Genomic DNA, 24891 nt, shown 5'->3' with positions numbered 1-24891 from the left:
AGGAAATGGTTGTGGTCTAGTGGGCATGGCGGCCGTGCACCATGGGGGCCATTGCCGCAGCATACCGTCCAGAATGGAAAAGGCGAAGGGAGCGATGATCCGAACGGTCTTCAACTGCGCGCGTATTGCGCTGATCGTGCTGGCCGTCGGCGCCTGCGCGCGGCAGGCACCGGAGCAGCGCCTGCGCGACACGGTGGCGCGGATGCAGGCTGCGGTGGAGCAGGGCAGTCCGCGGGACTTCATGGCGGACGTGGCTGCCGACTTCATCGGCAACGACAGCCTGGACCATGCCGGCCTCGAGCGCCTGCTGCGCGGGCAGTTGCTGCTCAACGCCCGGGTCGGCGCACGCACCGGCCCGCTGCAGGTGGCGATGGGACAGGGCGGTACCGCCACGGTCCGCTTCAGCGTGCTGCTCACCGGCGGCGATGGCCGCTTCCTGCCCGAGCGCGGGCAGCTGCAGCAGGTCACCAGCCACTGGCGGGACAAGGACGGGCAGTGGCAGCTCTACAGCGCGACGTGGTCGCCGGCCGGTGGGTAGAACCGCCGCGGACGTGGGCGGGCACGGGGGCGAGTGCGGATCCGGTGACCCGAGGGTGCGCCGCGGCGGCACGTAGTGACGATTAGTGGCGATACGCGGCATGCCGCGACGCCAGCCGGCCAGATGCGGCGCGACGGGGTGCCAGCGTCGCGATTCCGTCCTTGGACAGCTACCTGAATGGAGCCCCGGCCGCGGGCGGCGTCGTCATGCGCCAATCGCACCGGGCTGTTTATCCTGCCTGCGCAATCCACGCTGGCACGGCCGGCCCTAGACGGAGATTCCCCCGATGAGCACCCGCACCGCTATCCGCAACCTTTCCATCGGCCTGGTGAGCGCCGCCGTGCTGTCGGCCTGCGCCACCGGCGGCTCCTATGTGCAGAGTGATCCGTACGGCAACCCCACCCAGCAGCAGAACCGCACCGGCAAGGGGGCCCTGATCGGTACCGCCATCGGCGTGGCCGCCGGCCTGCTCAGCGGCGACAACGCCACCGAGCGCCGCCAGCGGGCCATGGTCGGCGCCGGCATCGGCGCGCTGTCCGGCGCGGCCATCGGCAACTACCAGGACCGCCAGGAGCGCGCCCTGCGCGAGCGCACCGCCAACACCGGCATCGACGTGCAGCGCCAGGGCGACAACATCACCCTGAACCTGCCCGACGGCATCACCTTCGATTTCAACAAGACCGCGCTCAAGCCGCAGTTCTACGGCGCCCTCAATGGCGTGGCCGCGACCCTGGCCGAGTACAACCAGACCATGATCGAAGTGGTCGGCCACACCGACAGCATCGGTACCGACGCTGTCAACAACCGCATCTCCAAGGAACGCGCCGATGCCGTGGCCGCCTATCTCGCCGCACAGGGCGTGCAGCGCGAGCGCATCGAGACCCTGGGCGCCGGCAAGAACTACCCGATCGCCAGCAACGACACCGATGCCGGCCGCGCGCAGAACCGCCGCGTCGAGATCCGCGTCATCCCGCTGCGTTCGTGACCGTCGCGTAGTCCGTACCCCGGAAGAGCCGCGCATGCGGCTCTTTCCTTCTCCGCCGGGGGCGCTTGCGTTCAGCCCAGGTCGTCGGCGATCACCACGCTGTTGCGGCCGTTGCCCTTGGCCAGGTACAGCGCCGCGTCGGCGCGCGAGAACCAGTCCTGCCAGTACTGCTCGCCGGCGTACATGGCCGCGCCCAGCGAGATGGTGATGCCGCCGCCGGGGCCGTGCAGCGATTGCTGGACCGATTCGCGCACCCGCTCGGTGAAGCTGGCCAGTGCGTCGCGGTTGCCGGCCTCGGCCAGGATCACGAACTCCTCGCCACCGAAGCGGAAGACCCTGTCCTGCTCGCGCAGCTCCAGCCGCAGGATCGCCGCCAGCTCGACCAGCGCATTGTCGCCGGCGGTATGCCCGTAGTGGTCGTTGACGTCCTTGAAGTGGTCGATGTCCAGGATCACCAGCGCACTCCGGAAACGCCCGTTGCGGGCGCTGCCGATCTGCTGCATCAGGGTCTTTTCCAGCGCGCGGCGGTTGGGCAGGCCGGTCAGCTCGTCGAGCGAGGCCAGTAGTTCGAGCCGCGTGCGGTCGCCCTGCAGGCGCCGCGAGAAGTGGAAGCCGAAAGCCATGATCAGGCCCATCACCACCAGCGCCTGGATATCGAGCGCGGGGGCGCGCAGCACCCCCGGTATCGCCAGCAGGCCGGCCACCAGCAGCAGGTTCGCCGGCGTGGCGATGCGATTGTGGACCAGGAAGAAATTGGCCATCAGCGCCAGCAGCGACCAGGGCAGGGCGCGCTGGCCCAGCTCGCCGGCAGCGAGCAGGCACCCGGCCACGTTCACCAGGCACAGCAGCAGGCCGGCGCTGGACAGTTGCACGGCATGCTTGTGCACCAGCCAGGTGGCGACCGCGGCCGGCGTCGCGCAGGCCAGCGCCGCCAGTGACTGCAACGGCAGCCGCTGCCATGCCAGCCAGCCGGCGAACACCATCAAAGCCAGCGTGGCGACCGGGGCGATGGTACGCAGCGGTATGCTGCGCAGTTCGCGTGGCAGCGAGGGGGTCGTCGGCGTTCCGGCGGCAGGTTTCATGGCGTTGGCAACATAGCAAGTAAGAGGGCGTTGTTCTTTCACCCAGTGCGCATCTTCAGCAGGCATTCGGCAGGCCGCCCGCCATGCGGCCCCGGTTGCCGGCCGCGGCAGGCCCCCATCAGGCGATACCCCTTGCTTCTGGCCCATCCGTCGGCCACCCGCGCGGTGCTAGATTCGGCTGCCACCGGCCTGCGGCCGGCGTCTTTCCAGCGCATGAGGGAAACCATGAGCATCCGTTGCACCGCCTGGTCCGCGGCACTGGCCGCGACCGCCACCACCTTGTTGCTCAGCATGCCTGCGCATGCCGAATACGCCAAGCCGCCGGCCGAACTGTTGAAGGTACTGACGGCGCCGCCACCGCCGATGCCCAGCGTCGACCCCACCGGCAAGCGCCTGCTGCTGACCACCAGCCAGACCTATCCGTCGATCAGCCGCGTCGCGCGGCCCTACCTGAAACTGGCTGGCCTGCGCCTGGAGCCGGGCAACCGCAGCCGCCACGATACCCCGGGCGGCTACGGTATACCCGCCTGCGTCGCCGACTTCACCCTGGTGGACATCGCCAGTGGCGGGCAGGTCCGCGTGCCGCTGCCCGCCGATGCCTGCGCCGGCGGTGCGCTGTGGTCGCCGGACGGCCGGCGCTTCGCCTTCCAGAACGTGGCCGCCGATTCGGTGCAGCTGTGGGTGGGCGATGCCGCCAGCGGCCAGGTCCGGCAGATCCCCGGCGCACGCCTGAACCCCATGTTCGGCAGCACCGTGCAATGGCTGGACGGCGGCAACCGCCTGCTGGTCAAGCTGGTGCCGGCCAACCAGGGCCCGGCGCCGGCTGGCGACGATGTCTATGGCCCGGACGTGCAGGAATCGCTCGGTGCCAAGGGCCAGAGCAGCACCTACGAAACCCGCGACACCCTGGCTAGTGCCCATGACGAACGCCTGTTCGCCTACTACGGCCAGTCGCAGCTGGCGGTGGTCGATGCCGGCTCCGGCAAGCTCCGCCCGGTGGGCGCACCGCAGCTGTACAACGGGGTCAACGGCGCGCCAGATGGCGTGCACGTGCTTACCCAGACGCTCAAGCCGCCGTTCTCGCATGCGGTCACCTACCAGCGCTTCGCCTACGACGTGGATGTGCTGGACGTGGCCACCGGCAGCCACGTGCGCATCGCCTCGCTGCCGCTGGCCGAGCGCGTGCCGGTACACGGCGTGCCCGAAGGCCCGCGCGATTTCGACTGGCGCGCCACCGACCCGGCCACCCTGGTATGGGCCGAGGCGCTGGACAAGGGCGACTGGAACGTCAGCGTGCCGCAGCGCGACCGGCTGATGCTGCAGTCGGCGCCGTTCACCGCCGCACCGCGCGAAATCGCCCGCACCACCCAGCGCTACGCCGGCTTCGACTGGACCGCGCAGCCGCAGCGCAGCTTCCTCAGCGAGTACGACGAGAACCGTCACTGGCGGCAGACCCGCATCGTCGACATCGACGACCCGAAGCAGGCCGCGCGCCTGCTGTGGGACCTGTCCAGCGACGAGCTGTATGGCGACCCCGGCAACTTCGTCTACCAGCGCCTGGCCAATGGCGCGATGGTGGTGCGCGAGGAAGACGGCAAGGTGTTCCTGCGCGGGCAGGGCAGTTCGCCGCAGGGCGATCGCCCGTTCCTCGACCGCCTGGACCTGGCCACGCTCAGGAGCGAACGCCTGTTCCGCAGCGCGGCCGATGCCTACGACCAGTTCCTCGGCTTCACCGCCGAACCGGGCCGCTACCTCACCTGGCACCAGTCGGTGATCGACCCGCCCAATGCCTGGCTGCGCGAGCTGGGCGCGCGCGATGCCGCGGCCCGGGAAGGCGAGGCGCAGTACGCCGCCGAAGGCCGCCAGCTGACCCGCGTGGCCGACCCCACCCCGGAGGTGCGGCAGATCCAGAAGCGGCTGGTCACCTACAAGCGCGCCGACGGCATCGACCTGTCCTTCACCCTGTACACCCCGCCGGGCTACACGGAAGGCCAGCGCCTGCCGGCCATCCTCTATGCCTACCCGGCCGACTTCGCCAACAGCGCGCAGGCCGGGCAGGTGTCCGGATCGCAGCAGACGTTCACCCGCCTGGCGCCGTACCGGCTGATGCTGCTGGCCGGCTACGCGATCATCGACAACGCCTCGTTCCCGATCGTCGGCGACCCGAAGACGGCCTACGACACTTACCTGGAACAGCTCACCGCCGATGCCAGGGCCGCGGTGGACAAGGCCGTCGAACTGGGCGTGGTGGACCGCAACCGCATCGGCGTCACCGGCCACAGCCACGGTGGCCTGATGACCGCCAACCTGATCGCCCACACCGACCTGTTCAAGGCCGGCGTGGCCACCAGCGGCTCGTACAACAAGACCTTCACCCCGTTCGGCTTCCAGAACGAGCGCCGCTCGGTGTGGCAGGCGCAGGATGTGTACCTGAAGGCCTCGCCGTACTTCCATGCCGACAGGATCAAGCTGCCGCTGCTGCTGGTGCACGGCGAGGACGATGCCAACCCCGGCACCGAACCGTTCCAGTCGCGCAAGCTCTACCAGGCGATCCGCGGCAATGGCGGCACCACCCGGCTGGTGATGTTGCCGCACGAACCGCACTGGTACACCGCGCTGGAATCCAACTCGCAGCTGGTGGCCGAGATGCTGGCCTGGTTCGACCGCTACGTGAAGAACGCACCGGCGCAGGCGGCACCGACCCGGTGATCGTGTCGCGCTGATCGTGCATCACCAGGAAGCCCGCGTATGCGGGCTTCTTTATTGCGCGCGGGGCGGTCGGTGCCTGCCGCACGCAGCCGCACCCCTGAAGCGCCACTTCCGTGGCTTCACCTGTCTCACGCGCGTATCGGCATGCAGATGGCGCGGATCGTCAGTACCAGGAAGCTGCCGCGGGGCACCGCCCCGCCAGCGCAGGGCGTCGTCCTGGCGGTGGCCCGCAGAAAGTGCGGGCTCCTTCGTCAGCCATCCTTGGCGACGTGTCGGTCTGCACGCCGGCGCAGTGGCGTACCCCCTTGCTGCATGGCCGGGAACGCAGCCGTCGCGGTTGCGTCGATGGGGCCTTCATGCCGGGTAGCGGAACCCGTTGTCATGGTCATTGATGGCTCGCCAAGCGCACCGTGGATACCAGCGTTTGATCCCGATCAGTTCGATTGAGCCACAAGCGGTCATACTCATCGCGTACATTGAAAACGACTGGGGTTCGTCATGCGGCTGGGGTCGCGTTCACTGATCATTCCCGTGGTGATGGTCGGCTTCCTGCTGCCGGCATTGGCGGTTCCCCGCGGCACCTGGCCGACAACGGCCATGCTCAGCCTGGGCTCGGGCGTCACCGCGGTTTCGCTGATGGCGCTGGCCGCGGTGCTCGGTGCGCGCTGGAAGGCCGTCGAGTCGCTGTTCGATGGCCTGGACCGCGTCTACGAGACGCACAAGTGGCTGGGTGTGTGGGCGCTTGTGTTCGCCTCGATACACCTGGTCTTCAAGGCCGGTGTGCAGGAGTGGGAGGTGGCGCCGATCCTGGCCCTGCCCGGGCCAGTGACGCGCCTCGTTCGCCAGCTCAGCTTCGTGGCGATAATGCTGATCGTGCTGCTGGCACTGAACCGCAAGATTCCTTATCGCAATTGGCGCTGGTGGCACAGGTTGTCGGGGCCGCTGTTCCTGATCGTGATAGCGCACTGGCTCAGCTTCAAGTCGCCCATCGTGCTGGGCAGCCCGGCCGGCGTGTGGTTGGCACTGCTGTCGCTGCTCGGCGTGGCGGCGGCGTTCTACAAACTGTTGTTGTATCCGCTGTGGTCGCGGCATGCGCGCTACCGGCTGGATGCGGTGTCCTCGACCGGCAACGCGGTCTATCTGCAACTGCGGCCGGAGGGGAAGGCAATACCGTTCCAGCCCGGCCAGTTCGCCTTCCTGTCGTTCGAGCAGGATGGCCTGCGTGAGCCGCACCCCTTCACCATTGCCAGCGCGGGACGCACCGATGGAGGCATCGCCTTCATGGTACGTGCCCTGGGCGACTACACCGAGCGGTTGGTGCGCGAGGCAAGGCCAGGCCTGCTGGCGGAGGTATATGCGCCGTTCGGCCGTTTCCTGCGGGAGCCGGGTGATGGCCCGGAAATCTGGATTGCCGGCGGCGTCGGCGTGACGCCGTTCATTTCCTGGCTGCAGGATGCCGATGCGGTCGGGCTGGAGCGGGTCACCTTCTTCCATTTCTACACGCCGGGACGTGAGCTTCCGGAAGTGCTGGACCTGCAGGGGCTGGCCGCGCGGCGCGGGGTCGAGCTGGTCGAGATCGCCAGCGGCCCGGGCGATGCCGGGTTCCGCAAACGCTTTGCCCGGTCGGTCGAAGGCCGCGACGCATTGGCGCCGACGATCCATTTCTGTGGTCCCGCCGGACTGCTCAGGCAGGTACGCCAGTTGATGCGCGAAACCGGCGTGGCGGAAGAGTGCCTGCACCGCGAACTGTTCGAGTTCCGTTGATGCCGGGTGCAGCCCGGACAGGACATGCGCGGGGATGGCATGGCGGTAGCGAGGCGTTGGTTCTCTGAACGGAGCGCCGATGAGGCGCAATGACGGAACAACTGATCCCGTGCTGGGCTGCCCTGCGCAAGCAGGTGTTGGTCCGCGGGGAACATCCCGCGAAGGATGAAAGTGGTTGCGGGCAGTCGTCCGTTCGCCTGGATGCGCGCCGGGATCGTACGTCGTGTCGCGGGACGCAACAATCCGGAAAGGATGCGATGTGCGTGTTGGACATCGCGTCCCGGGAAACGTGCTGACGACGACCTCTGCCGGTGCACTGCCGGCACCTGGAACAGCGGGAGCGATCGATGCTGAATACCGGTCTTCAATTACCCGCAATCACCTCAGACAGGTTCGTGATGGCGTGTCGGGATGCTGCGCATTGCACGGTGAATTGCCGGATTGGAAGCGTGATTCCAGCATGTTTCCGCATCTTCACGGTCCATCCACGTGCAGCAACATCAGCTGAAGGCATGGTCATTGCTTCTTCGAAAAGGCCGCTATATTCCAAGCTCCCCGACGAAGCAGGAGTGGAATGTTCATGACCCGACAACATCTCAAGAGCGCAGGCATGCTGGGTGTCGCACTCGTCGCCACCCTCGGCCTTGGCGCCTGCGCGACCTACAAGAACGAGTTCGCCAACATCAACAGCCGCCTCGATCAGCTCGACGCGAAGGTGCAGGGCGCGGCGCAGAGCGCTGAATCGGCCAACCAGTCCGCACAGCGCGCCAACCAGCGCCTGGACCAGATCGAGGGCCGCGTCCAGCAGCTCGAATCCGCACCGCGCCGCGCGGCACGCGGTTGATCGTTTCCGCACCCTTCGTGGTGCGTCGATGAAGCCGGGATCCGGTGGCCGTCACCGGCCACTGGATTCCTTCCGCCAGTCAATTGCCGTACCCAGGGAGTCCCCCATACGCATGTACAAACACCCTGCGATCCGTACCGTCCAAGGCAGCGTGCTGGCGATGATGCTGGCCTGCGCGGGCATCGGCGTCACCCACGCCCAGGACGATGCAGGCGCGCAGCCGGCGGCCGCCGTCGATCAGCTGCCGCAGGGGCAGGAAGTGTCCGAGACGGTGATCGAACTGGCGGGCTGGGTGGTCGCCAGCCGCGACACCGAAGGCTATCCCTTCGCGATCATGGACAAGGCCGCGGCGCAGATCCTGGTGTTCGGTGGTGATGGCCGCCTGCGTGGCGCCGCGCCTGCGCTGTTCGGCTCGGCGGTCGGCGACCACATCGCCCCCGGCATCGCCGGCCTGGCGCTCCGCGAGATTCCCGGCCGCGACCGCACGACCCCCGCCGGTCGCTTCGTGGGGGGCTACGGCCCCTCGCTCGATGCCGGGCGCGTGTTGTGGGTGGACTACGAGTCCGCGGTGTCGATCCATCCGACCGCAACCGGTGTTCCCGCCGAGCGGCGCCCGGAACGGCTCGCCTCGCCGACGCCGGACGACAACCGCGTCACCCATGGTTGCATCAACGTCTCGCCGGAGTTCTACGAGCAGGTCGTGCGCCAGACGTTCGAGCGTGGCGGCGTTTTCTATATCCTGCCGGACAAGGAACCGCTGGCCGAGGTGTTCCCGGAGTTTGCGCAGAGCCGTCTGGCCACGCAGGGCAAAGGGGCAAAGGACGCCGGGCGCGCCCGCCATTGAGGGCCGCGCCGCCACGGTGGCGCCGGCGTGGCGGCTTCAACGCGGTGCATCGGCCTGTGTGGTGTGAGGGCTCATCTGCGTGCGGCGGCTGACGGTCCGCCGCGGCATCGTGACCCTGTCAGCTGCCCACGGCGAATGCCGCGTGATAGCCGACTTCGGCGGCCGGCAGTGCGCCGGCCAGCGGCAACGCCTGGAAGTACTCTGCTGGAACCCCGGGCAACACCAGTCGCGCGCAGGCGCTGAAGCCAAAGCGCGCGTAATAGCGTGGATCGCCCAGCAGCACGCAGCCGGCAGCGTGGCTGGCCTTGAGACGCTCGATGGCTTCGACCATCAGTGCCGAGCCGATGCCGTGGCCTTGCCGGTCCGGACGTACCGAGATCGGGCCCAATCCGTACCAGCCGCAGTCGCCGGAGGACAACGTCACCGGCGACAGTGCGACATGGCCGACGAGTTCATCGCCTTCCAGCGCCACCAGCGAAACGCTCAGCTGCCCGGCTTCGCGCAGCGCATCGACGATGCGGTGTTCGGTGCGGCTGGCATGCGGCGCGTTGGCAAACGCGGCCTCGGTGATGCGGGCGATGGCGTCCACGTCGCCCGGGGTTTCATCGCGGATGCTCAGATTCATGGAGGCTCCGGTGAATGCGTCGCCCTGGCCGTGGTTCCGGTTGCGCTGGGCGTTGCAGGCATGCGCGCAGGTACCGTCGGCGAGGGCTTTGCGTCGCGGCAGGGTGCCGTGGAGGTGGCTCCCTGTCCACACCCGGCTGGCGTTCAGCGTGACGCGGTTGCCGACAGTGCCCAGGCCGCCACCAGCCAGGCGATGCCCATCGCCATGAGCCACATGCCGATTCCGGCAGCCGAGAGCTGGCCCGCGAGCCAGTCCTGCCAGCCGATGCGGAGCAGGGGCGTGCGCGCAAGCGCCAGCCCGGCGGCGCTTGCGCCCACGGACAGCCCCAGCCACAGCGGCCAGCGCTGGTTGCGGCGGGGTGGCAACTGCCGCAGCACCCGGTCGCTGAAGCCATCGTCGGCAACCGGGCCTTCGAATTCGCGGCGCAGGAGCGTGTCCAGGTCGCGCTGTCGTGGATCACTCATGGGTGTGTTTCCTCACTGTCGTCATCGCGCCACGCCGCCAGGCATGCCTTGAGTTTGGCCTTGCCGCGCAAGGCATGGGTCTTGACCGTGCCCAGTGGCATGGCCAGCACATAGGCTGCCTGGTCATGGCTCAGGCCCAGCTGCACGCAATGCAGCAGTACGGCCTGTTCGGCGGCGGACAGGCGCCCCATGCAACGCTGCAGGTCCAGCTGCAGGTCGATGCCATGTGCCGGCGCCTGCAGCAGGTCCAGGCGTTCCGGTTCCGTGCGCTCGCGCTGCGCGGGCTGGCGGCGCGCCTGCAGGAAGCAGGTGTAGGCGATGCGGTACAGCCATGTCGAGAACTGCGCATCGCCGCGGAACTGCGCCAGCTTGCGCCAGGCCAGCAGAAAGGTCTCCTGGGCCAGGTCGTCGGCCAGGCTGTGGTCGCCGTGCAGCAGGCGCCGCAACTGCGCGCGCACCAGGCCCTGGTGCCGCCGCACCAGGTGCTCGAATGCCTGCCGGTCGCCGTGCCGGGCGCGTGCGGCCAGGGCCTGGTCGACGCGCGCGGCCGCGGCATCGTCAGCCACGCAAGCCGTCCCGGCGATCCAGGCAGGCGCTGGCCAGGTACCCCAGGCCGGTGGCCAGGGGCAGCAGGCCGATGCCCCACAGCCGGCTGACCGCCAGGCCGCTGTCGAAGCTGCCGGGCAGGGCCAGGAACATCGCCATCAGCCCGAGACCGCCACCGACCAGGACCAGCCCGTGGCGCCGCTGGACGTCGGCCGCGGGCGGCTCCAGCAGTTGTGCGCCCAGGTCCACGCCCTTGTCGGCCAGTGCCAGCAGGGCGGTGTAGCGGGCCTGGGCCTGCAGGTAACGGTAGCGCAGCACGATCAGCACGATCAGCACCGGCGCAAGCATGACGACAACGGGAATAAACAGAAAATCCATGGTTATGGCTCCGTGCAACGGTCGGGAGTAGGGGAAGGACGGGAACGGCAGGAAAGCGCGGGGCAGGGGGTCAGGGCCCGGGTGCGCTGGCGGCGAGCAGGTCCGCGATGCGCTCGGCCAGCATCCAGTTCTGGCTCTCCCCCTGGTTGCTGGTCAATGCCACGGTCGCCCCGGTTTCCCAGACCATGGCCAGGTTGGCCGTGGTGCCCTCGATGCCGCCGGCGTGCCCGCGGATGTGCCGGCCATGCGACAGCCGCTGGCCGAACCCGGCGGCATAGCCGCCGGGGCCCGCGGGCACCGGGTCGGCGAACATCCGCTCCAGGGTGGCCGGCGTGACCAGTTTGCCCGTGCGCAACGCCTGTGCGAACCGCAGCAGGTCGGCGTTGCTGGAGTAGCCCCCGCCGGCCGGGCCGCCCTTGTAGCCCAGCTTGAGCCAGGCCGCTTTCCAGGTGCTGGAGAAAAGCCCGTCGCGGTAATAGCCGACCGCCAGCCGCGGCACCACCTGGTCGAGCGTGTCGAAACCGCTGTCGTGCATCTGCGCGGGGGCGAAGACGTGGCGCTGCAGGTAGTGGTCATAGGGCTCGGCAGAGGCTTTTTCGACGATGCGGCCGAGCAGCATGTAGCCGGCGTTGCTGTAGTTCCATTGCGTACCGGGTTCGGCGACGCGCGGTTGCCGCGCGATCAGGTCCAGGTAGTCGCCCGGATCGACGAAGCGCTGCGAGTCTGCGAAGTACTCCGGCACCAGGAAATCCCCGAGCCCGGCGGTGTGGTGCAGCAGTTGCCACAGGGTGATCCTGCGCGCACCGGCCTGGTCGGGGTACTCGGGAAGGTGCCGTGCCAGGGTGTCGTCCCACGACAGCTTGCCGGCCTCCACCAGCTGCGCGATGGCCACGGCGGTGAACATCTTGTTGATCGAGCCGATATGGAAGCGGGTGCGGTGATCGGCCGGCACGCCGAAGTTGCGTTCGGCAAGGCCGCGGCATTCGTCGAACACCACGCTGCCGGCCTGCTGCACGGTCAGGCAGCCGGAGAAGTCCTCGTGCTGCGCGAGGCGGTCGAGCGCGCCCTGCAGCAGGCGGGTCAGCCCGGCCCCGGTGGCGCCGCCCTGCGCCGGCCAGCCGGCATACAGCGCCGGATCGTCCATCGGCAATGCCATCGCCTCGGACAACCGTCCCGGGGTGTCCGGATCAGCGGTCAACCACAGCAATGCCGGCCGACCGTCGCGGCGCGCCTTGACGGCGACGCCAAGCACGCCGGGGTGCCGCTTGTCGGCGCGCACATCGAACACCTCCAGCCCGCCGCCGTCGCGTGCCGCCGAGACCAGCCCGGCCACGAACGCGGCCTTGTCCTGGTTGCCGATGGTGTCGGACAGGATGCTGGGCAGCCACTGCTCGAGCTGTGCCGGCGCGGCGCTGTCCACCTGCTGGAGCAGTTGCCGGGCGACGCGGCCCGTGGGGTCGTCCGGCAGCGCCGGGGCGGTATCGGCGGCGGCCAGGGCGGGGCCGGCGAGCGCCAGCAGGGCCGCGGCGCGGCAACCGGCGGCGAGTCGCCGGCCGATCGGGCCCGCACGGTGGGAAGGGGGGCGGTGGGTGTGCATGCGTCCTCGCTGTCATGCCGCCATCGGGCGGGTTCATGGCTTGGATGCAGCGGGTGCGCGGTTTGGATTCAAGCGCTCCCGGGAAATGGCGGGACGCGGGCGGGCACCGGTCGGGTGGCGCCGCCGGTGCGCGGCCGGTCCCGGCTCCGCGCCCGGACCGCCGGCGGCCTGCCACGGGTGCGCCCCGCCAACGGGGCGCGCCGGTGGCAGGGGAGGATCAGCCGAGGATGCCCGGCAGGTCCAGCCCCTTTTCCCTCGCGCAGTCGATGGCGATGTCGTAGCCGGCATCGGCGTGGCGCATGACGCCGGTGCCGGGGTCGTTCCACAACACGCGGGCGATGCGCTGGTCGGCGGCTTCGCTGCCGTCGCAGACGATGACCACGCCGGAGTGCTGGCTGTAGCCCATGCCGACGCCGCCGCCGTGGTGCAGGCTGACCCAGGTGGCGCCGCCGGCGACGTTGAGCATGGCGTTGAGCAGCGGCCAGTCGGACACGGCATCGCTGCCGTCCTTCATCGCTTCGGTCTCGCGGTTGGGCGAGGCGACGCTGCCGCTGTCCAGGTGATCGCGGCCGATCACCACCGGCGCCTTCAGTTCGCCGTTGCGCACCATTTCGTTGAAGGCCAGGCCGAGCTTGTGGCGCAGGCCCAGGCCGACCCAGCAGATGCGCGCGGGCAGGCCCTGGAAGCTGATGCGCTCGCGCGCCATGTCCAGCCAGCGGTGCAGGTGCGGGTCGTCGGCGATGATTTCCTTGACCTTGGCATCGGTCCTGTAGATGTCCTCGGGGTCGCCGCTCAGCGCCACCCAGCGGAACGGGCCGACGCCGCGGCAGAACAGCGGGCGCACGTAGGCCGGCACGAAGCCGGGGAAATCGAAGGCATTCTTCAGGCCTTCGTCGAAGGCCATCTGGCGGATGTTGTTGCCGTAATCGACGGTCGGGATGCCGGCCGCATGGAACGCCAGCATGGCCTCCACGTGCACGCGCATGGCCGCCTTGGCGGCGTCGCGCACCTTCTCCGGGTCGGCCTTCTGTCCGGCCAGCCACTGTTCCACCGTCCAGCCGATCGGCAGGTAGCCGTGCACCGGGTCGTGGGCGCTGGTCTGGTCGGTGACGCAGTCCGGGCGCACGCCGCGGCGCACCAGCTCCGGCAGGATCTCGGCGGCGTTGCCGAGCAGGGCGATCGACCTGGCTTCGCCGGCGGCGGTGTACCTGGCGATGCGCGCCAGCGCGTCGTCGATGTCGCTGGCCTGTTCGTCCACGTAGCGGGTGCGCAGGCGGAAGTCGATGCTGCTCTGGCGGCATTCGATGGTCAGGCTGCTGGCGCCGGCCAGCGACGCGGCCAGCGGCTGCGCGCCGCCCATGCCGCCCAGGCCGGCGGTGAGGATCCACTTGCCGGCCAGGCTGCCGCCGTAATGCTGCCGGCCCATCTCCACGAAGGTCTCGTAGGTGCCCTGCACGATGCCCTGCGAGCCGATGTAGATCCACGAGCCGGCCGTCATCTGCCCGTACATCATCAGGCCCTTTTTATCGAGCTCGTTGAAGTGCTCCCAGTTGGCCCAGTGCGGCACCAGGTTGGAGTTGGCGATCAGCACGCGCGGCGCATCGGGATGGGTGGGGAACACACCCACCGGCTTGCCGGACTGCACCAGCAGGGTCTGGTTGTCGTCCAGGCGCTTGAGCGTTTCCAGGATCGTGTCGTAGCTCTCCCAGTCGCGCGCGGCGCGGCCGATGCCGCCGTAGACCACCAGCGAGGCGGGGTCCTCGGCCACTTCGGCGTCGAGGTTGTTCTGCAGCATGCGGAACGGCGCCTCGGTCTGCCAGGACTTGCAGTTGAGCGTATTGCCGCGCGGCGCGCGCGGGCTGCGGGAAGGATCGTGACGGGTCATGGGTTTCTCCGGGTAGCGAATTCCAGACAGGCGCTGAGTACCTGCTGCAGGGTGTTGCGTACGGGCGCGGCGTGTCCGGGGTCGTACGGCGTGGGCCAGCCGTGCTCGTCCATATCGGCCGGTTCGTGCATGTAGCCGCGGCAGCCCAGCTCCATCTGCAGGGTGTGCACGCCGCCGGGGATGTCGCTGTAGTGGCGGGTGATCCAGCCGCCCTTGAAGCGGCCGTTGCGCACATGGCCCAGGCCACTGAGCGCGCACAGGTTCTCGACCACGTCGGTCAGTGCGTTGTCGCAGGACGTGTCCGGCTCGCCGCCGGGGCCGGCGCTGCCGATGTTGAACTGCGGCAGCTCGCCGTCGAACAGGTGCGGGATGCGCGAGCGGATCGAATGCGCGTCATAGACCACCACGGTGGGGTGGCGGCGGCGCAGGCGCGCGATCTGCGCGGCCAGCGCGGCGTGGTAGGGCATGAAGTAGGCATCGCGGCGGCGCGCGATCTCGGCGGCGTCGGGCGCATGGCCGTCGCGGTACAGCGGCTGGTTGTCGAAGGTGGTCAGCGGGCACAGGCCGGTGGTGTTCTGGCCGGGGTACAGCGACACCCCGGACGGATCGCGGTTGACGTCGATCACCGAGCGCGAGACCGCGGTGCGCACGGTGGTGGCGCCCAGTCCGCGGGCGAACGCATACAGCTCGTGCACCCACCAGTCGGCATCGCGCCGCGCCAGCCACGGCGACACGAAATGCCCGGCCAGCGCGTCGGGCAGCTCGGTGCCGGTGTGCGGGAAGCTGACGATCAGCGGCGCATCGCCTTCGTGGATCTGCAGCCAGTCGGGGAGAGTGTTCATCGTGAAACCTTCGGGTTCGCGTGGATGCATGCGTCCGCCATCGGCACAGGGGCGGCGGAGGGTGGGCGAGGGTATGCAGGGCGCCGTGTGCAGGCAGGCAATGCCGCGCCTCGGTCCTTGCCTGGGTTCTTGCCCTCGCCGCAATCGCCGCGGCGGGGGAGAGGCGGCCCTAGGCCTCGACGCGTGGCAGCACCTCGTGCAGGCCGGTGGCCAGGGCGCCGCTGCGTACCAGTGCGGTGGCGGCCACCATGTCCGGGTGGAAGTAACGGTCGTCCTGCAGCGTCGGCACCTGCGCGCGCACGCTGGCGCGCACCCGCTCGAGCGCGTCGCTGGAGCGCAGCGGGGCATGGAAGTCGCAGCCCTGCGCGGCGGCCAGCAGTTCGATGCCGACGACGTGGGCGGCGTTGCCGGCCATCGCCAGCAGGCGCCGCGCTCCGTGCGCGGCCATCGACACGTGGTCTTCCTGGTTGGCCGAGGTCGGGATCGAGTCGACGCTGGCCGGGTAGGCGCGCTGCTTGTTCTCCGATACCAGCGCCGCGGCGGTCACCTGCGGGATCATGAAGCCGGAGTTCAGCCCCGGCTTCGGGGTCAGGAACGCCGGCAGGCCGCTCAGCGCCGGATCCACCAGCATGGCGGTGCGGCGTTCGCTGATCGAACCGATCTCGCACACGGCCATCGCCAGCATGTCGGCGGCGAAGGCCACCGGCTCGGCGTGGAAGTTGCCGCCGCTCAGTGCTTCGCCGGTATCGGTGAACACCAGCGGGTTGTCGGACACGCCGTTGGCCTCGATTTCCAGCGTGGTCGCGGCCTGGCGGATCACGTCCAGGGCCGCGCCCATCACCTGCGGCTGGCAGCGCAGGCAGTACGGGTCCTGCACGCGCACGTCGTTGTCGCGGTGCGATTCGCGGATGGCCGAACCGGCCATCAACGCGCGCAGCGCAGCGGCGGTGGCGATCTGCCCGCGCTGGCCACGGATCTGGTGGATGCGCGGGTCGAACGGCGTGTCCGAGCCCTTGGCCGCTTCCACCGACAGCGCGCCGGTGACCAGCGCGGCCTGGAACACGGTCTCGATCTCGAACAACCCGGCCAGCGCGTAGGCGGTCGAATACTGGGTGCCGTTGAGCAGGGCCAGGCCTTCCTTGGCGCCGAGTACCAGCGGCGCGTGGCCGATCCGTGCAAGCGCATCGACGGCCGGCATCCGCACGCCATCGACGATGGCTTCGCCGACGCCGATCATCACTGCCGCCAGGTGCGACAGCGGCGCCAGGTCGCCGGAGGCGCCGACCGAACCCTGGCACGGTATCACCGGCACGAAATCGTGCTGCAGCAGTGCTTCCAGCAGCGCCAGGGTCTGCGGGCGGATGCCCGAGGCGCCCTGCGCGAGGCTGGTGAGCTTGAGCGCCATCATCAGCCGCACCACGTCGCCGGGCATCGGCTCGCCGACGCCTGCGGCGTGCGACAACACGATGTTGCGCTGCAGGGTTTCCAGGTCCTCGCGCTCGATGCGCACGCTGGCCAGCTTGCCGAAGCCGGTGTTGATGCCATACACCGGCTCGCCCCTGGCGACGATGGCCTCCACCACCTGCGCGCTGCGCTGCACCGCGGCCTGCGCCGCTGCGTCCAGGCGCACCCGGGCGCCGCGGTGGATCTGGCGCCACTGGGCCAGCGGAACATGGCCGGGACGAAGCGTGAGGGGCGAATTCATCGGGTTACTCCAGGTTCTCAAGGTCAGGTGCGCGGCTTGCCGCGCACGGGTGTCTGCGATGTGCGGGACGGGCCCGCGCTAGGTGGTTGGTTCGCCGCGGAACACGCGCGCGTGCAGCGGGTTGAAGCCCATGCGGTAGACCAGGTCGGCCGGTGCGTCGATGTCCCACAGGGCAAGGTCGCAGTCCAAGCCGGCGGCGAGCCGGCCGATGCGGTCGAAGCGGCCGAGCGCGCGCGCCGCTTCGCGGGTGAAGCCGGCGATGCACTCGGCCACGGTCATGCGGAACAGGGTCGCGCCCATGTTCATCGCCAGCAGCGGGCTGGTCAGCGGCGAGGTCCCGGGGTTGCTGTCGGTGGCCAGCGCCAGCGGCACGCCGGCGGCGCGCAGTTTCCCGATCGGCGGCACGCGCGTGTCGCGGGTGAAATAGAACGCGGCCGGCAGCAGCACGGCGACGGTGCCGGCGGCGCGCATCGCGGCGATGCCGGCATCGTCCAGGTGTTCGATGTGGTCGGCGGACAGCGCGCCATGCCGCGCCGCCAGCTCGGCGCCGTGCTGGTTGCTCAGCTGTTCGGCATGGATCTTCAGCGCCAGCCCGTGGCGGTGCGCGGCTTCGAATACCTGCGCGGCCTGTTCGCGCGAGAAGGCGATGTTCTCGCAGAACACGTCCACCGCCTCGGCCAGGCCTTCGCCGGCGATGGCCGGGATCATGGCGTCGCAGATCTCGTCGATGTATTCCTGTGCCTGCCGGCCCGGCGGCACCGCGTGTGCGCCGAGGAAGGTGGGCACCACCTCGACCCGGCGCAGCCGTTCCAGCTGCCGGGCCACGCGCAGCTGCTTGCGCTCGTCGTCCAGCGTCAGGCCGTAGCCGGACTTGATCTCCAGCGTGGTCACGCCTTCGGCGAGCATCGCGTCCAGCCGCGGCAGGGTCGCCGCGAGCAGCGCGGCGTCGTCGGCATCGCGGGTGGCGCGCACGGTGGCGACGATGCCGCCGCCGGCACGCGCGATGTCCGCATAGCTCGCGCCCTGCAGGCGCTGTTCGAACTCGTTGGCGCGGTTGCCGGCGTAGACCAGGTGGGTGTGGCAGTCGACCAGCCCGGGGCCGATCCAGCGGCCGCCGCAATCGATGCGCCGGACGGCGTCGAAGGCCGGTGCGGACGCGGCCGGACCGGCATGCACGATGCGCCCGTCGCGGGCGGCGACGACGCCGTCGCGGACGATGCCCAGGCCGCCCGTGGCATCGTCGAGGGTCATCAGGTGGGCGTTGTGCCAGACCGTATCGCAGTGCATGTGCACCCTTCCGCGTTTATTTGTATATACAATAATCACCACCCACGCAGAGTGTCCAGTGATGGCGAACGAAGTTTCCAGCCCGCACCGTTTCCATGCCGCGCAGGCGTTGCTGCCGCAGGGCTGGGCGGACAACGTGCGCATCGATTGCCAGGATGGGCGCATCGTGTCGGTGACGGCCGCGGCGCCGGCCGCCCCCGGTGCGCAGCCGCTGGGCGTGGTGGTGCCGGGGCTGGGCAACCTGCACAGCCATGCCTTCCAGCGCGCCATGGCCGGCCTGACCGAAGTCGGCGGGCGTTCGGGCGACAGCTTCTGGAGCTGGCGCGAACTGATGTACCGCTTCCTGGACCGGCTCGGTCCGGCCGAGTGCCAGGCGGTGGCGGAACAGGCCTACATGGAAATGCTGGAATCGGGGTTCACCCGGGTCGGCGAATTCCACTACCTGCACCACGCGCCCGATGGCCAGCGCTACGCCGGGCACGCGGAGATGGCCGCGCGCATTGCCGCCGCCGCATCGGCCACCGGGCTGGGCCTGACCCTGCTGCCGGTGTTCTACGCGCACAGCGATTTCGGCGGCGCCGCGCCGCTGCCTGCGCAGCGCCGGTTCCTGCACGATATCGACGGTTTCGCCGCGCTGCTGGACGGCTGCCGGCAGGCGCTGCGCGAGGTGCCGGGCGCGGTGCTCGGGCTGGCGCCGCACAGCCTGCGCGCGTGCACCCCGCAGGAACTGCAGGCGCTGGTGGAGCTGGCGCCGGGCCCGATCCATATCCATATCGCCGAGCAGGTGCGCGAGGTCGAGGCCTGCCTGGCCTGGAGCGGCCAGCGTCCGGTGCGCTGGTTGCTGGAGCATGCGCCGGTGGACCCGCGCTGGTGCCTGGTGCACGCCACCCACCTGGAGCAGGACGAGGTGCGTGGCATCGCCGCCAGTGGCGCGGTCGCCGGGCTGTGCCCGGTCACCGAGGCCAACCTCGGCGACGGCCTGTTCCCGATGCGCGATTTCGTACACCACGGCGGGCGTTTCGGCGTCGGCTCGGACTCCAACGTGCTGATCGACGCGGCCGAGGAACTGCGCCTGCTCGAGTACGGCCAGCGGCTGGCGCTGCGCGGCCGCAACGTGGTTTCGCCGGGCCCGCTGTCCAGCGGCCGCTGGCTGTACCAGCAGGCCCACGCAGGCGCCGCGCAGGCGCTGGGCGTGGCTGCCGGCCTGGCCGTCGGTGCACCGGCGGACCTGGTCGAGCTGGACCCCGGGCATCCGTCGCTGCATGGCCGCAGCGGCGACGCGCTGCTGGACAGCTGGGTGTTCGCCGCGCGCGGCGGGGCGGTGCGTTCGGTGTGGCGCGACGGCCGGCAGTGGGTGCGCGACGGCCGCCATGTGCGCCGCGACGAGATCGCCGGGCGCTATCGGATGGCGTTGCAGCGGATACTGGGCTGACTCCAGGCAGGAATCACGTGTGAAGAACAGGAAGGCGCCGAGCCTCAACCAGCGCATCCGCGGCGATATCGAAGGCCGCATCCTCAGTGGCGAGTGGGCGCCGGGCTTCCGTATTCCCTACGAACACGAGCTGATGGCGCAGTACGGCTGTTCGCGGATGACGGTGAACAAGGTGCTCACCGCGCTGGCCGAGAGCGGCATGATCGAGCGCCGCCGCCGCGCCGGCTCCTTCGTCGCGCGGCAGCCGCCGCACCTGGAGCAGGTGGCACTGGAGATTCCCGACATCGCGCTGGCGGTGAACGAGCGTGGCCACCGCTACGGTTTCAGGCTGCTGGAGCGGCAGCTGCGCCGAGCCGACGCGGCGGCGCCGGAGGAGGCGCGGCTGGTCGGCGCGGGCGAGCTGCTGGCCATGCGCTGCCTGCACCTGGCCGACGACCGCCCGCTGGCGCTGGAGCGGCGCCTGATCAACCCCGAGGCCGTGCCGGAAACGCTGGCGGTGGATTTTTCCACCCACGCCCCCGGCAGCTGGCTGCTGCAGAACGTGTCGTGGACGCGCGGCCAGCACCGCATCAGCGCGGTGGCGGCGACCGCCGCCGAGGCCGCGTTGCTGGAGGTGCCGGTGGGCACCGCCTGCCTGGTGATCGACCGCCAGACCTGGCGCGGCGAGATGCCCATCACCTGGGTGCGGCAGAAATTCCTGGGCGATGCCTACGACCTGGTGGCGCGCTTCGCGCCCGGCAGCAAGCTCTAGGAGCCGGCGCCGCGGACGCGCTCAGAACGTGCGGCACTGGCGCCAGCGCACCGGCTCGCCGGTGCCGGGGCGCGGGTTGAGCTGGATGCGCACGGTGCGCAGTGCCGGGTAATGCTCGACTTCGCGGCAGATCAGCGGCCACACCGTGGCGTCGTCGGCGCTGCGTTCGATCGACAGCGTGGAGCGGGTCAGCCAGACCCCGCTGATGACCCCGGGCGTGGCGGCCAGTTTCTTGGAAACGGCCTGCTGGTAGCGCAGCAGGGTGTCCGGGTCGGGATCTTCCTGCAGGTCGGCCGCTGCGGCTTTGTCGACGCGGGCCGCGGCCGGGGTGGCGGCCGCTGCAGGTGCGCTCGCGGCGGGAGCGGGGGCGGCGAGCGTGGCCGTTGCAGCGGGTTCGCTCTTCGCTGGCGCCTGCGCGGGGGCCGCGGTGGCGGGGGCCGGGCGTGGCGCGGGGGCGGGCGAGGCTGCCGCGACGGAGGCATCCGCGGCGCGCGTGGTCAGGTTCTGGTCGACCTGCAGGGTCATGTAGCCCAGGCCGGCCAGCAGGCCCACCGCCAACGCGCCGAGGGCGGCGATGCCGGTCTGCCGCACGGCCTCGCGGCGGGCGATGCCTTCCACCATCGTGCGCATGTCCGCCGGAACGCAGGGAGCAAGCACCTGCCACAGCACGCGCCCGTCCAGCACCTCGATGGATTCCTTCTCGGCCGCGGCCAGGCCGTCGCGTTCGACCCGGCCCTCGGTGATGAGGATGCCGGCGGTCGCGCCGGTCAGGTGCAGGGCCGCACCCAGTTCGGTGATCGCCGGCGCGCCGATGCGGTAGGCGCGGCCATGCTTGCACGACAGCAGCCAGCGCTGGCCATCGCGCTCCATCAGGAAATCGCTGCTGGTGCCGCGGTCGCTGCTGTCCTCGCCGGACAGGTCGCGCAGGCCGCGCTGTTCGCCCATGGCGCGCCGCACGATCTGCGAGAACTCGCGCCAGCGCATCCCCGCCAGCGCGGCCAGGCCGTGCTGGGTTTCGGTCTTCCGGCGCTTGATCATCCACAGCCAGGCGGAGGTCAGGCCAAAGACGAACAATGCCAGCAGCAGGGCCAGGATCCAGGAAAACATCGTCGCGTCCGGTGAGCAAGCGTGAGTGAAGGCGCGCAGTTTATAGCGCTTCGTGCGAAGCCGACGCGACGCCGGCGATCCCTGTTCAGCCGGTGCCACCCGGCCAGTAGTGGCTGTCCGGCACCGCACGCGCGCCGAAGATGGCCTGGCCGACGCGCACCACGGTGGCGCCCTCCTCGATGGCGATCTCGAAATCGCCGGACATGCCCATCGACAGCGCGTCCAGGCCGATGCCGTCCGGCGCCTGCTGGCGCAGGCGGTCGCGCAGTTCGCGCAGGCGCACGAAGCAGGCGCGCACCCGCGCGGCATCGTCGGAGAACAGCGCCAGGGTCATCAGCCCGCGTACCCGCAGGCACTGAAACCGCGGCAGTCCGGCGATGAAACCGGGCACGTCGGCCGGCGCCAGCCCGTACTTGCTGTCCTCGCCGGAGGTGTTGACCTGCACGAACACGTCCAGCTGGCGGCCTTCCAGCTGCAGGCGGCGGTCCAGGGTCTCGGCCAGGCGCAGGCTGTCCAGCGCCTGGAACTCGCTGGCGAAGCGCGCCACCAGCTTGGCCTTGTTGGTCTGCAGGTGGCCGATCACCGACCAGTGCAGGTCGGTCAGGTCCTGCATCGCCTCCCACTTGTGGTGCGCTTCCTGCACCTTGTTTTCGCCGAGGAAGCGGCAGCCGGCGGCATAGGCCTGGCGGATGCGGGCCTCGTCGATGGTCTTGCTGACCGGCAGCAGGCGTACGTCGGCCGGGTCGCGGCCGGCGCGGTGGCAGGCCGCGGCGATGCGCGCCTGCACCGCCGCCAGGTTGTGGCGGAAATCGTCGGCGGTCTCGGCGCGGGGATAGCGACCATGCTGGTCGTGGCGGGTGGGGGTGTCCGTCATGGGGCGTTCCTGGGGCAACGGCAGTGCAGGCGCATTATCGGCCTTCCGCGCCGCGTGTGGAGCAGTGCATACGGTCTTGCCCCGGCAACGCCGGCGGCCGCGATCAGTACCGGGGCGACGGTGTGTACGCGCGCTCGCCCAGCCATTGTTCGAGGGCGCCCGGGGAAAGCGCCGGCGAGAACAGGTAGCCCTGCAGCACCGGTGAACCGTTATCGATCAGGAACCGGCGCTGGGCATCGGTTTCCACGCCCTCGGCGACGACATGCTTGCCCAGGCTCTCGCCGATGCGCAGCACCGACAGGATCAGGGCGCTGGCGGCCGGGTCGTGCCCGATCTCGCTGATGAAGCTGCGGTCCAGCTTCATTTCGCTGATCGGCAGGCGGTGCAGGTGGCTGAGGCTGGAATAGCCGGTGCCGAAATCATCCAGCGACAGGCGTACGCCCAGCGCGTGCAGCGCGTGCAGGTTGGCCGATACCTGCGGCTGTGCGGAGAGCATGACGCTCTCGGTGATCTCCAGCACCAGCGCGCCGGGCGCCATGCCATGGCGCTCGAGCAGCTGGCGCACCTGCTCGACCAGCGAGGGCAGTTCGAAGGCGCTGGCCGACAGGTTGACCGCGACCCGCGGGATGGCCAGGCCGCGCCGGCGCCAGTCGGCATGCTGGTGGCAGGCCTCTTCCATCACCCAGTGGCTGAGCTCGGCCATCAGCCCGCATTCTTCGGCCAGCGGCACGAAACGGTTGGGCGGAATGTCGCCCAGGTGGGGGTGGCGCCAGCGCAGCAGCGCTTCCACGCTGTACAGGCCGCGGCCGTCACCGCGCACCTGCGGCTGGTAGTGCAGGCGCAGCCCGCCCTGGCGCAGCGACTCGCGCAGGGTGGCTTCCAGCAGCAGCCGTTCCTGCGCCAGTTGGTTCATGTCCGCGCTGAAGAAACGGAAGCGCCCGCCGCCCTCGTCCTTGGCCCGGCGCATGGCCAGGTCGGCGTGGCGCAGCAGGGTCTCCATGGCGCGCCCGTCTTCCGGGAACATCGCCACGCCGATGCTGGCGCTGGCGTGCAGGGTCATGCTGCCGACCACGATGGGCGTGGCGATCATCGCCAGCAGCTGCTCGCACAGCGCCGCGGCCTGGTGTTGCGCACAGCACGGGACCAGCACGGTGAACTCGTCGGCGACCTGGCGGGCCACCACCGACTCGGGGCCGACGATGTCGTGCAGGCGCCGCGCCAGGTCGCGCAGCAGGCCGTCGGCGGCGGCATGGCCCTGGCTTTCGTTGATGCGCTTGAAGCGGTCCAGGGTCACGAACAGCAGCGCCATCGGCGTCCCCTGTTGTTCGGCCTGGATCAGCGGCTGTTCGCTGAGCGCGTTGAACATCAGTCGGTTGGGCAGCCCGGTGAGCACGTCGTAGAACGCCAGGCGATGCATGCGCGAACGCGCCTGTTCGCGTTCCAGCGCCAGCGCGCACAGGTGCAGGCACAGGTCGGCAAGGCGGCGGTGCCAGGCGGTGGGCGGGCCCGGGCGGTGGCAGTGGAAGGCCAGCGTGCCCAGGACCTGGCCGGCGGTGGAGCGGATCGGGTTGGACCAGCAGGCGCGCAGGCCCAGCGCCAGCAGCGCGTCGCGCTGGCTGTCGAACAGCGGGGCGCTGGCGATGTCCTCGATGACCACCGCGCGCCCGCGGCGCAGCGCCTGCATGCAGGCCGGGTGCTCCCAGCCGGAGGCGCCGGCCGTCATCAGTGGTGCGGGTGCGGCGAGGGTACACAGCTGCCCGTCGGCCTCGCCGCGGGTCACCACCACGCGCAGGTCGGGGGCGACCCGCTCGACCTCCTGGCACATCAGCGCCATGGTCATCGCCAGCGGTTCCTCGCGCACCAGTGCGTCCAGCACCTTGCCGTTGAGGACCTCGTGGGTCTTGGCCTCGGTGATGTCGGTGAAGACGTTGACCAGGCTGCCGCTGGCATCGGCCAGGGGCGTGGCGACCACCGACAGCCACAGCGGGCTGCCGTCCTTGCAGTAGCCGAGCAGGTGGTCGCGGTGAGCGCGACCGGCATGGTGCTGCTCGCCCAGCCGGTCCAGCGTCGCCATGTCGGTATGCGGGCCGCGGATCAACTCGCGCGGCTGCTTGCCCAGGGCTTCTTCCGGGGCATAGCCGAGCATGCGCACGAACCCGGCGTTGACGTAGCGGATGCGCGACTGGCTGTCGCACAGGAAGATCGCGTTGTCGCTGCTGTCCAGCGCCTGCGACAGCAGGTGGATGTGCGCCTGTTCGTACATGCGCGCGTCGGCCGGGCGCAGCACCGCCATGCCCTGCAGGCAGCCTTCGCCGGCGCACAGCCACAGGTCGCCGGGGCGGCCCGGGCGCGCCTGCGCCGCCAGCAGCAGCGGTGCAGGGGGCGATTCGAGCCAGCGCTCGCGCTCCTCGGGCGTCAGCAGTTCAGGCAGCGCGAGCGGTGCCGCGCTCTCGCCGATGCCGAGCAGTTCGCAGGCCTTGCCGTTGCCGAATACCACGCGCCCGTCGCGGTCGAGCAGCACGATGCCATCCGGCGCATTCTGCAGGCATTGCCGCAACGCCGTTTCGGCAGCCGCGGCGGCCGGCTCTGGGGGCGCTGCCTGTGGCCCGGGCGGGTCGGCGGGCGACATGCG

General features: G+C 70.2%; 21 protein-coding genes. 8 read left to right on the top strand and 13 right to left on the bottom strand.

Annotation, left to right across the window (positions count from 1 at the left end; translation table 11 throughout):
- The first annotated feature begins 94 nt into the window (after positions 1-94).
- Positions 95-538 carry a nuclear transport factor 2 family protein gene (locus F0P95_RS12490; RefSeq protein ID WP_182334496.1) on the top strand — a complete coding sequence of 148 codons (444 nt, stop codon included), beginning with the start codon at positions 95-97 and terminating at the stop codon, positions 536-538.
- A 286-nt stretch (positions 539-824) separates the two neighbouring features.
- Entirely contained in the window at positions 825-1523 is a 699-nt protein-coding gene (locus F0P95_RS12485; protein ID WP_182334495.1) for a YiaD family glycine zipper/OmpA-like lipoprotein, read from the top strand.
- 71 nt (positions 1524-1594) lie between these two features.
- Here F0P95_RS12485 and F0P95_RS12480 read toward each other — a convergent pair whose 3' ends face one another.
- Positions 1595-2605 (bottom strand): GGDEF domain-containing protein, encoded by a 1011-nt coding sequence (locus tag F0P95_RS12480; RefSeq protein WP_232528685.1) that lies wholly within the window; start codon positions 2603-2605, stop codon positions 1595-1597.
- Positions 2606-2830: 225 nt separating this feature from the next.
- On the opposite strand from F0P95_RS12480, the gene F0P95_RS12475 reads away from it, so the two are divergent.
- The 4 genes from F0P95_RS12475 (at position 2831) to F0P95_RS12460 (ending at position 8766) form a co-directional block, all read left to right on the top strand.
- On the top strand, positions 2831-5314 hold the full coding sequence (locus F0P95_RS12475) for a S9 family peptidase (RefSeq protein WP_182334494.1): 2484 nt from the start codon (positions 2831-2833) through the stop codon (positions 5312-5314).
- Between the two features lie 498 nt (positions 5315-5812).
- Entirely contained in the window at positions 5813-7078 is a 1266-nt protein-coding gene (locus F0P95_RS12470) for a ferredoxin reductase family protein (RefSeq protein ID WP_182334493.1), read from the top strand.
- Between the two features lie 574 nt (positions 7079-7652).
- Positions 7653-7922 carry a hypothetical protein gene (locus tag F0P95_RS12465; protein ID WP_054665946.1) on the top strand — a complete coding sequence of 90 codons (270 nt, stop codon included), beginning with the start codon at positions 7653-7655 and terminating at the stop codon, positions 7920-7922.
- A gap of 154 nt (positions 7923-8076) precedes the next feature.
- Positions 8077-8766, top strand: a complete 690-nt coding sequence (locus F0P95_RS12460; protein WP_331252912.1) for a hypothetical protein — start codon at positions 8077-8079, stop codon at positions 8764-8766.
- Between the two features lie 118 nt (positions 8767-8884).
- On the opposite strand, the gene F0P95_RS12455 is transcribed toward F0P95_RS12460, so the two are convergent.
- The 9 genes from F0P95_RS12455 to hutI all read right to left on the bottom strand — a co-directional run bounded on the left by F0P95_RS12455 (position 8885) and on the right by hutI (position 18095).
- Complete coding sequence (locus F0P95_RS12455; RefSeq protein WP_182334492.1) at positions 8885-9391, bottom strand: GNAT family N-acetyltransferase; 507 nt, start codon at positions 9389-9391, stop codon at positions 8885-8887.
- 143 nt (positions 9392-9534) lie between these two features.
- A complete protein-coding gene (locus tag F0P95_RS12450) occupies positions 9535-9855 on the bottom strand; it encodes a hypothetical protein (RefSeq protein WP_182334491.1) in 321 nt (106 codons plus the stop codon).
- Entirely contained in the window at positions 9852-10421 is a 570-nt protein-coding gene (locus F0P95_RS12445) for an RNA polymerase sigma factor (protein WP_182334490.1), read from the bottom strand. The genes F0P95_RS12450 and F0P95_RS12445 overlap by 4 nt, the downstream gene beginning before the upstream one ends.
- The gene (locus F0P95_RS12440; protein WP_182334489.1) at positions 10414-10779 is read right to left on the bottom strand and encodes a DUF6249 domain-containing protein; all 366 of its coding nucleotides are present in this window, start codon (positions 10777-10779) and stop codon (positions 10414-10416) included. Before F0P95_RS12440 ends, F0P95_RS12445 begins: the two co-directional genes overlap by 8 nt.
- 70 nt (positions 10780-10849) lie before the next feature.
- Positions 10850-12376 (bottom strand): serine hydrolase domain-containing protein, encoded by a 1527-nt coding sequence (locus F0P95_RS12435; protein ID WP_182334488.1) that lies wholly within the window; start codon positions 12374-12376, stop codon positions 10850-10852.
- A 217-nt stretch (positions 12377-12593) separates the two neighbouring features.
- Positions 12594-14261, bottom strand: a complete 1668-nt coding sequence (hutU, locus tag F0P95_RS12430) for a urocanate hydratase (RefSeq protein ID WP_182334487.1) — start codon at positions 14259-14261, stop codon at positions 12594-12596.
- Entirely contained in the window at positions 14258-15103 is an 846-nt protein-coding gene (gene hutG, locus F0P95_RS12425) for an N-formylglutamate deformylase (RefSeq protein ID WP_182334486.1), read from the bottom strand. The genes hutU and hutG overlap by 4 nt, the downstream gene beginning before the upstream one ends.
- Positions 15104-15272: 169 nt before the next feature.
- Entirely contained in the window at positions 15273-16808 is a 1536-nt protein-coding gene (gene hutH, locus F0P95_RS12420; RefSeq protein WP_182334485.1) for a histidine ammonia-lyase, read from the bottom strand.
- Between the two features lie 78 nt (positions 16809-16886).
- Complete coding sequence (hutI, locus tag F0P95_RS12415; RefSeq protein WP_182334484.1) at positions 16887-18095, bottom strand: imidazolonepropionase; 1209 nt, start codon at positions 18093-18095, stop codon at positions 16887-16889.
- 61 nt (positions 18096-18156) lie between these two features.
- Here hutI and F0P95_RS12410 point away from each other — a divergent pair, with 61 nt between their 5' ends.
- Together F0P95_RS12410 and hutC are read left to right on the top strand one after the other, a co-directional pair.
- On the top strand, positions 18157-19527 hold the full coding sequence (locus tag F0P95_RS12410) for a formimidoylglutamate deiminase (RefSeq protein WP_182334483.1): 1371 nt from the start codon (positions 18157-18159) through the stop codon (positions 19525-19527).
- 19 nt (positions 19528-19546) lie between these two features.
- The gene (hutC, locus tag F0P95_RS12405; protein WP_182334482.1) at positions 19547-20278 is read left to right on the top strand and encodes a histidine utilization transcriptional repressor HutC; all 732 of its coding nucleotides are present in this window, start codon (positions 19547-19549) and stop codon (positions 20276-20278) included.
- Between the two features lie 21 nt (positions 20279-20299).
- Here the strand turns inward: hutC and F0P95_RS12400 are convergent, their stop codons facing one another.
- The 3 genes from F0P95_RS12400 to F0P95_RS12390 all read right to left on the bottom strand — a co-directional run bounded on the left by F0P95_RS12400 (position 20300) and on the right by F0P95_RS12390 (position 24888).
- On the bottom strand, positions 20300-21385 hold the full coding sequence (locus tag F0P95_RS12400) for a restriction endonuclease (RefSeq protein WP_182334481.1): 1086 nt from the start codon (positions 21383-21385) through the stop codon (positions 20300-20302).
- An 85-nt stretch (positions 21386-21470) separates the two neighbouring features.
- Positions 21471-22259 carry a YggS family pyridoxal phosphate-dependent enzyme gene (locus F0P95_RS12395; RefSeq protein ID WP_182334480.1) on the bottom strand — a complete coding sequence of 263 codons (789 nt, stop codon included), beginning with the start codon at positions 22257-22259 and terminating at the stop codon, positions 21471-21473.
- A gap of 103 nt (positions 22260-22362) precedes the next feature.
- Positions 22363-24888, bottom strand: a complete 2526-nt coding sequence (locus F0P95_RS12390) for a sensor domain-containing protein (RefSeq protein WP_182334479.1) — start codon at positions 24886-24888, stop codon at positions 22363-22365.
- Positions 24889-24891: the final 3 nt, after the last annotated feature.

The organism is Stenotrophomonas acidaminiphila (assembly GCF_014109845.1).
In the GTDB taxonomy this organism is placed as follows: Bacteria; Pseudomonadota; Gammaproteobacteria; order Xanthomonadales; family Xanthomonadaceae; genus Stenotrophomonas; species Stenotrophomonas acidaminiphila.
The sequence above is the reverse complement of the archived record's forward strand: the minus strand, read 5'-3'. Positions and strand labels throughout refer to the sequence as shown.

What these genes read in the sequence shown, in the direction of transcription:
- F0P95_RS12490 (WP_182334496.1), top strand. Translation starts at nt 95, where the DNA reads ATGATCCGAACGGTCTTCAACTGCGCGCGTATTGCGCTGATCGTGCTG.
- F0P95_RS12485 (WP_182334495.1), top strand. Translation starts at nt 825, where the DNA reads ATGAGCACCCGCACCGCTATCCGCAACCTTTCCATCGGCCTGGTGAGC.
- F0P95_RS12480 (WP_232528685.1), bottom strand. Translation starts at nt 2,605, where the DNA reads ATGAAACCTGCCGCCGGAACGCCGACGACCCCCTCGCTGCCACGCGAA.
- F0P95_RS12475 (WP_182334494.1), top strand. Translation starts at nt 2,831, where the DNA reads ATGAGCATCCGTTGCACCGCCTGGTCCGCGGCACTGGCCGCGACCGCC.
- F0P95_RS12470 (WP_182334493.1), top strand. Translation starts at nt 5,813, where the DNA reads ATGCGGCTGGGGTCGCGTTCACTGATCATTCCCGTGGTGATGGTCGGC.
- F0P95_RS12465 (WP_054665946.1), top strand. Translation starts at nt 7,653, where the DNA reads ATGTTCATGACCCGACAACATCTCAAGAGCGCAGGCATGCTGGGTGTC.
- F0P95_RS12455 (WP_182334492.1), bottom strand. Translation starts at nt 9,391, where the DNA reads ATGAATCTGAGCATCCGCGATGAAACCCCGGGCGACGTGGACGCCATC.
- F0P95_RS12450 (WP_182334491.1), bottom strand. Translation starts at nt 9,855, where the DNA reads ATGAGTGATCCACGACAGCGCGACCTGGACACGCTCCTGCGCCGCGAA.
- F0P95_RS12440 (WP_182334489.1), bottom strand. Translation starts at nt 10,779, where the DNA reads ATGGATTTTCTGTTTATTCCCGTTGTCGTCATGCTTGCGCCGGTGCTG.
- F0P95_RS12435 (WP_182334488.1), bottom strand. Translation starts at nt 12,376, where the DNA reads ATGCACACCCACCGCCCCCCTTCCCACCGTGCGGGCCCGATCGGCCGG.
- hutU (WP_182334487.1), bottom strand. Translation starts at nt 14,261, where the DNA reads ATGACCCGTCACGATCCTTCCCGCAGCCCGCGCGCGCCGCGCGGCAAT.
- hutG (WP_182334486.1), bottom strand. Translation starts at nt 15,103, where the DNA reads ATGAACACTCTCCCCGACTGGCTGCAGATCCACGAAGGCGATGCGCCG.
- hutH (WP_182334485.1), bottom strand. Translation starts at nt 16,808, where the DNA reads ATGAATTCGCCCCTCACGCTTCGTCCCGGCCATGTTCCGCTGGCCCAG.
- hutI (WP_182334484.1), bottom strand. Translation starts at nt 18,095, where the DNA reads ATGCACTGCGATACGGTCTGGCACAACGCCCACCTGATGACCCTCGAC.
- F0P95_RS12410 (WP_182334483.1), top strand. Translation starts at nt 18,157, where the DNA reads ATGGCGAACGAAGTTTCCAGCCCGCACCGTTTCCATGCCGCGCAGGCG.
- F0P95_RS12400 (WP_182334481.1), bottom strand. Translation starts at nt 21,385, where the DNA reads ATGTTTTCCTGGATCCTGGCCCTGCTGCTGGCATTGTTCGTCTTTGGC.
- F0P95_RS12395 (WP_182334480.1), bottom strand. Translation starts at nt 22,259, where the DNA reads ATGACGGACACCCCCACCCGCCACGACCAGCATGGTCGCTATCCCCGC.
- F0P95_RS12390 (WP_182334479.1), bottom strand. Translation starts at nt 24,888, where the DNA reads ATGTCGCCCGCCGACCCGCCCGGGCCACAGGCAGCGCCCCCAGAGCCG.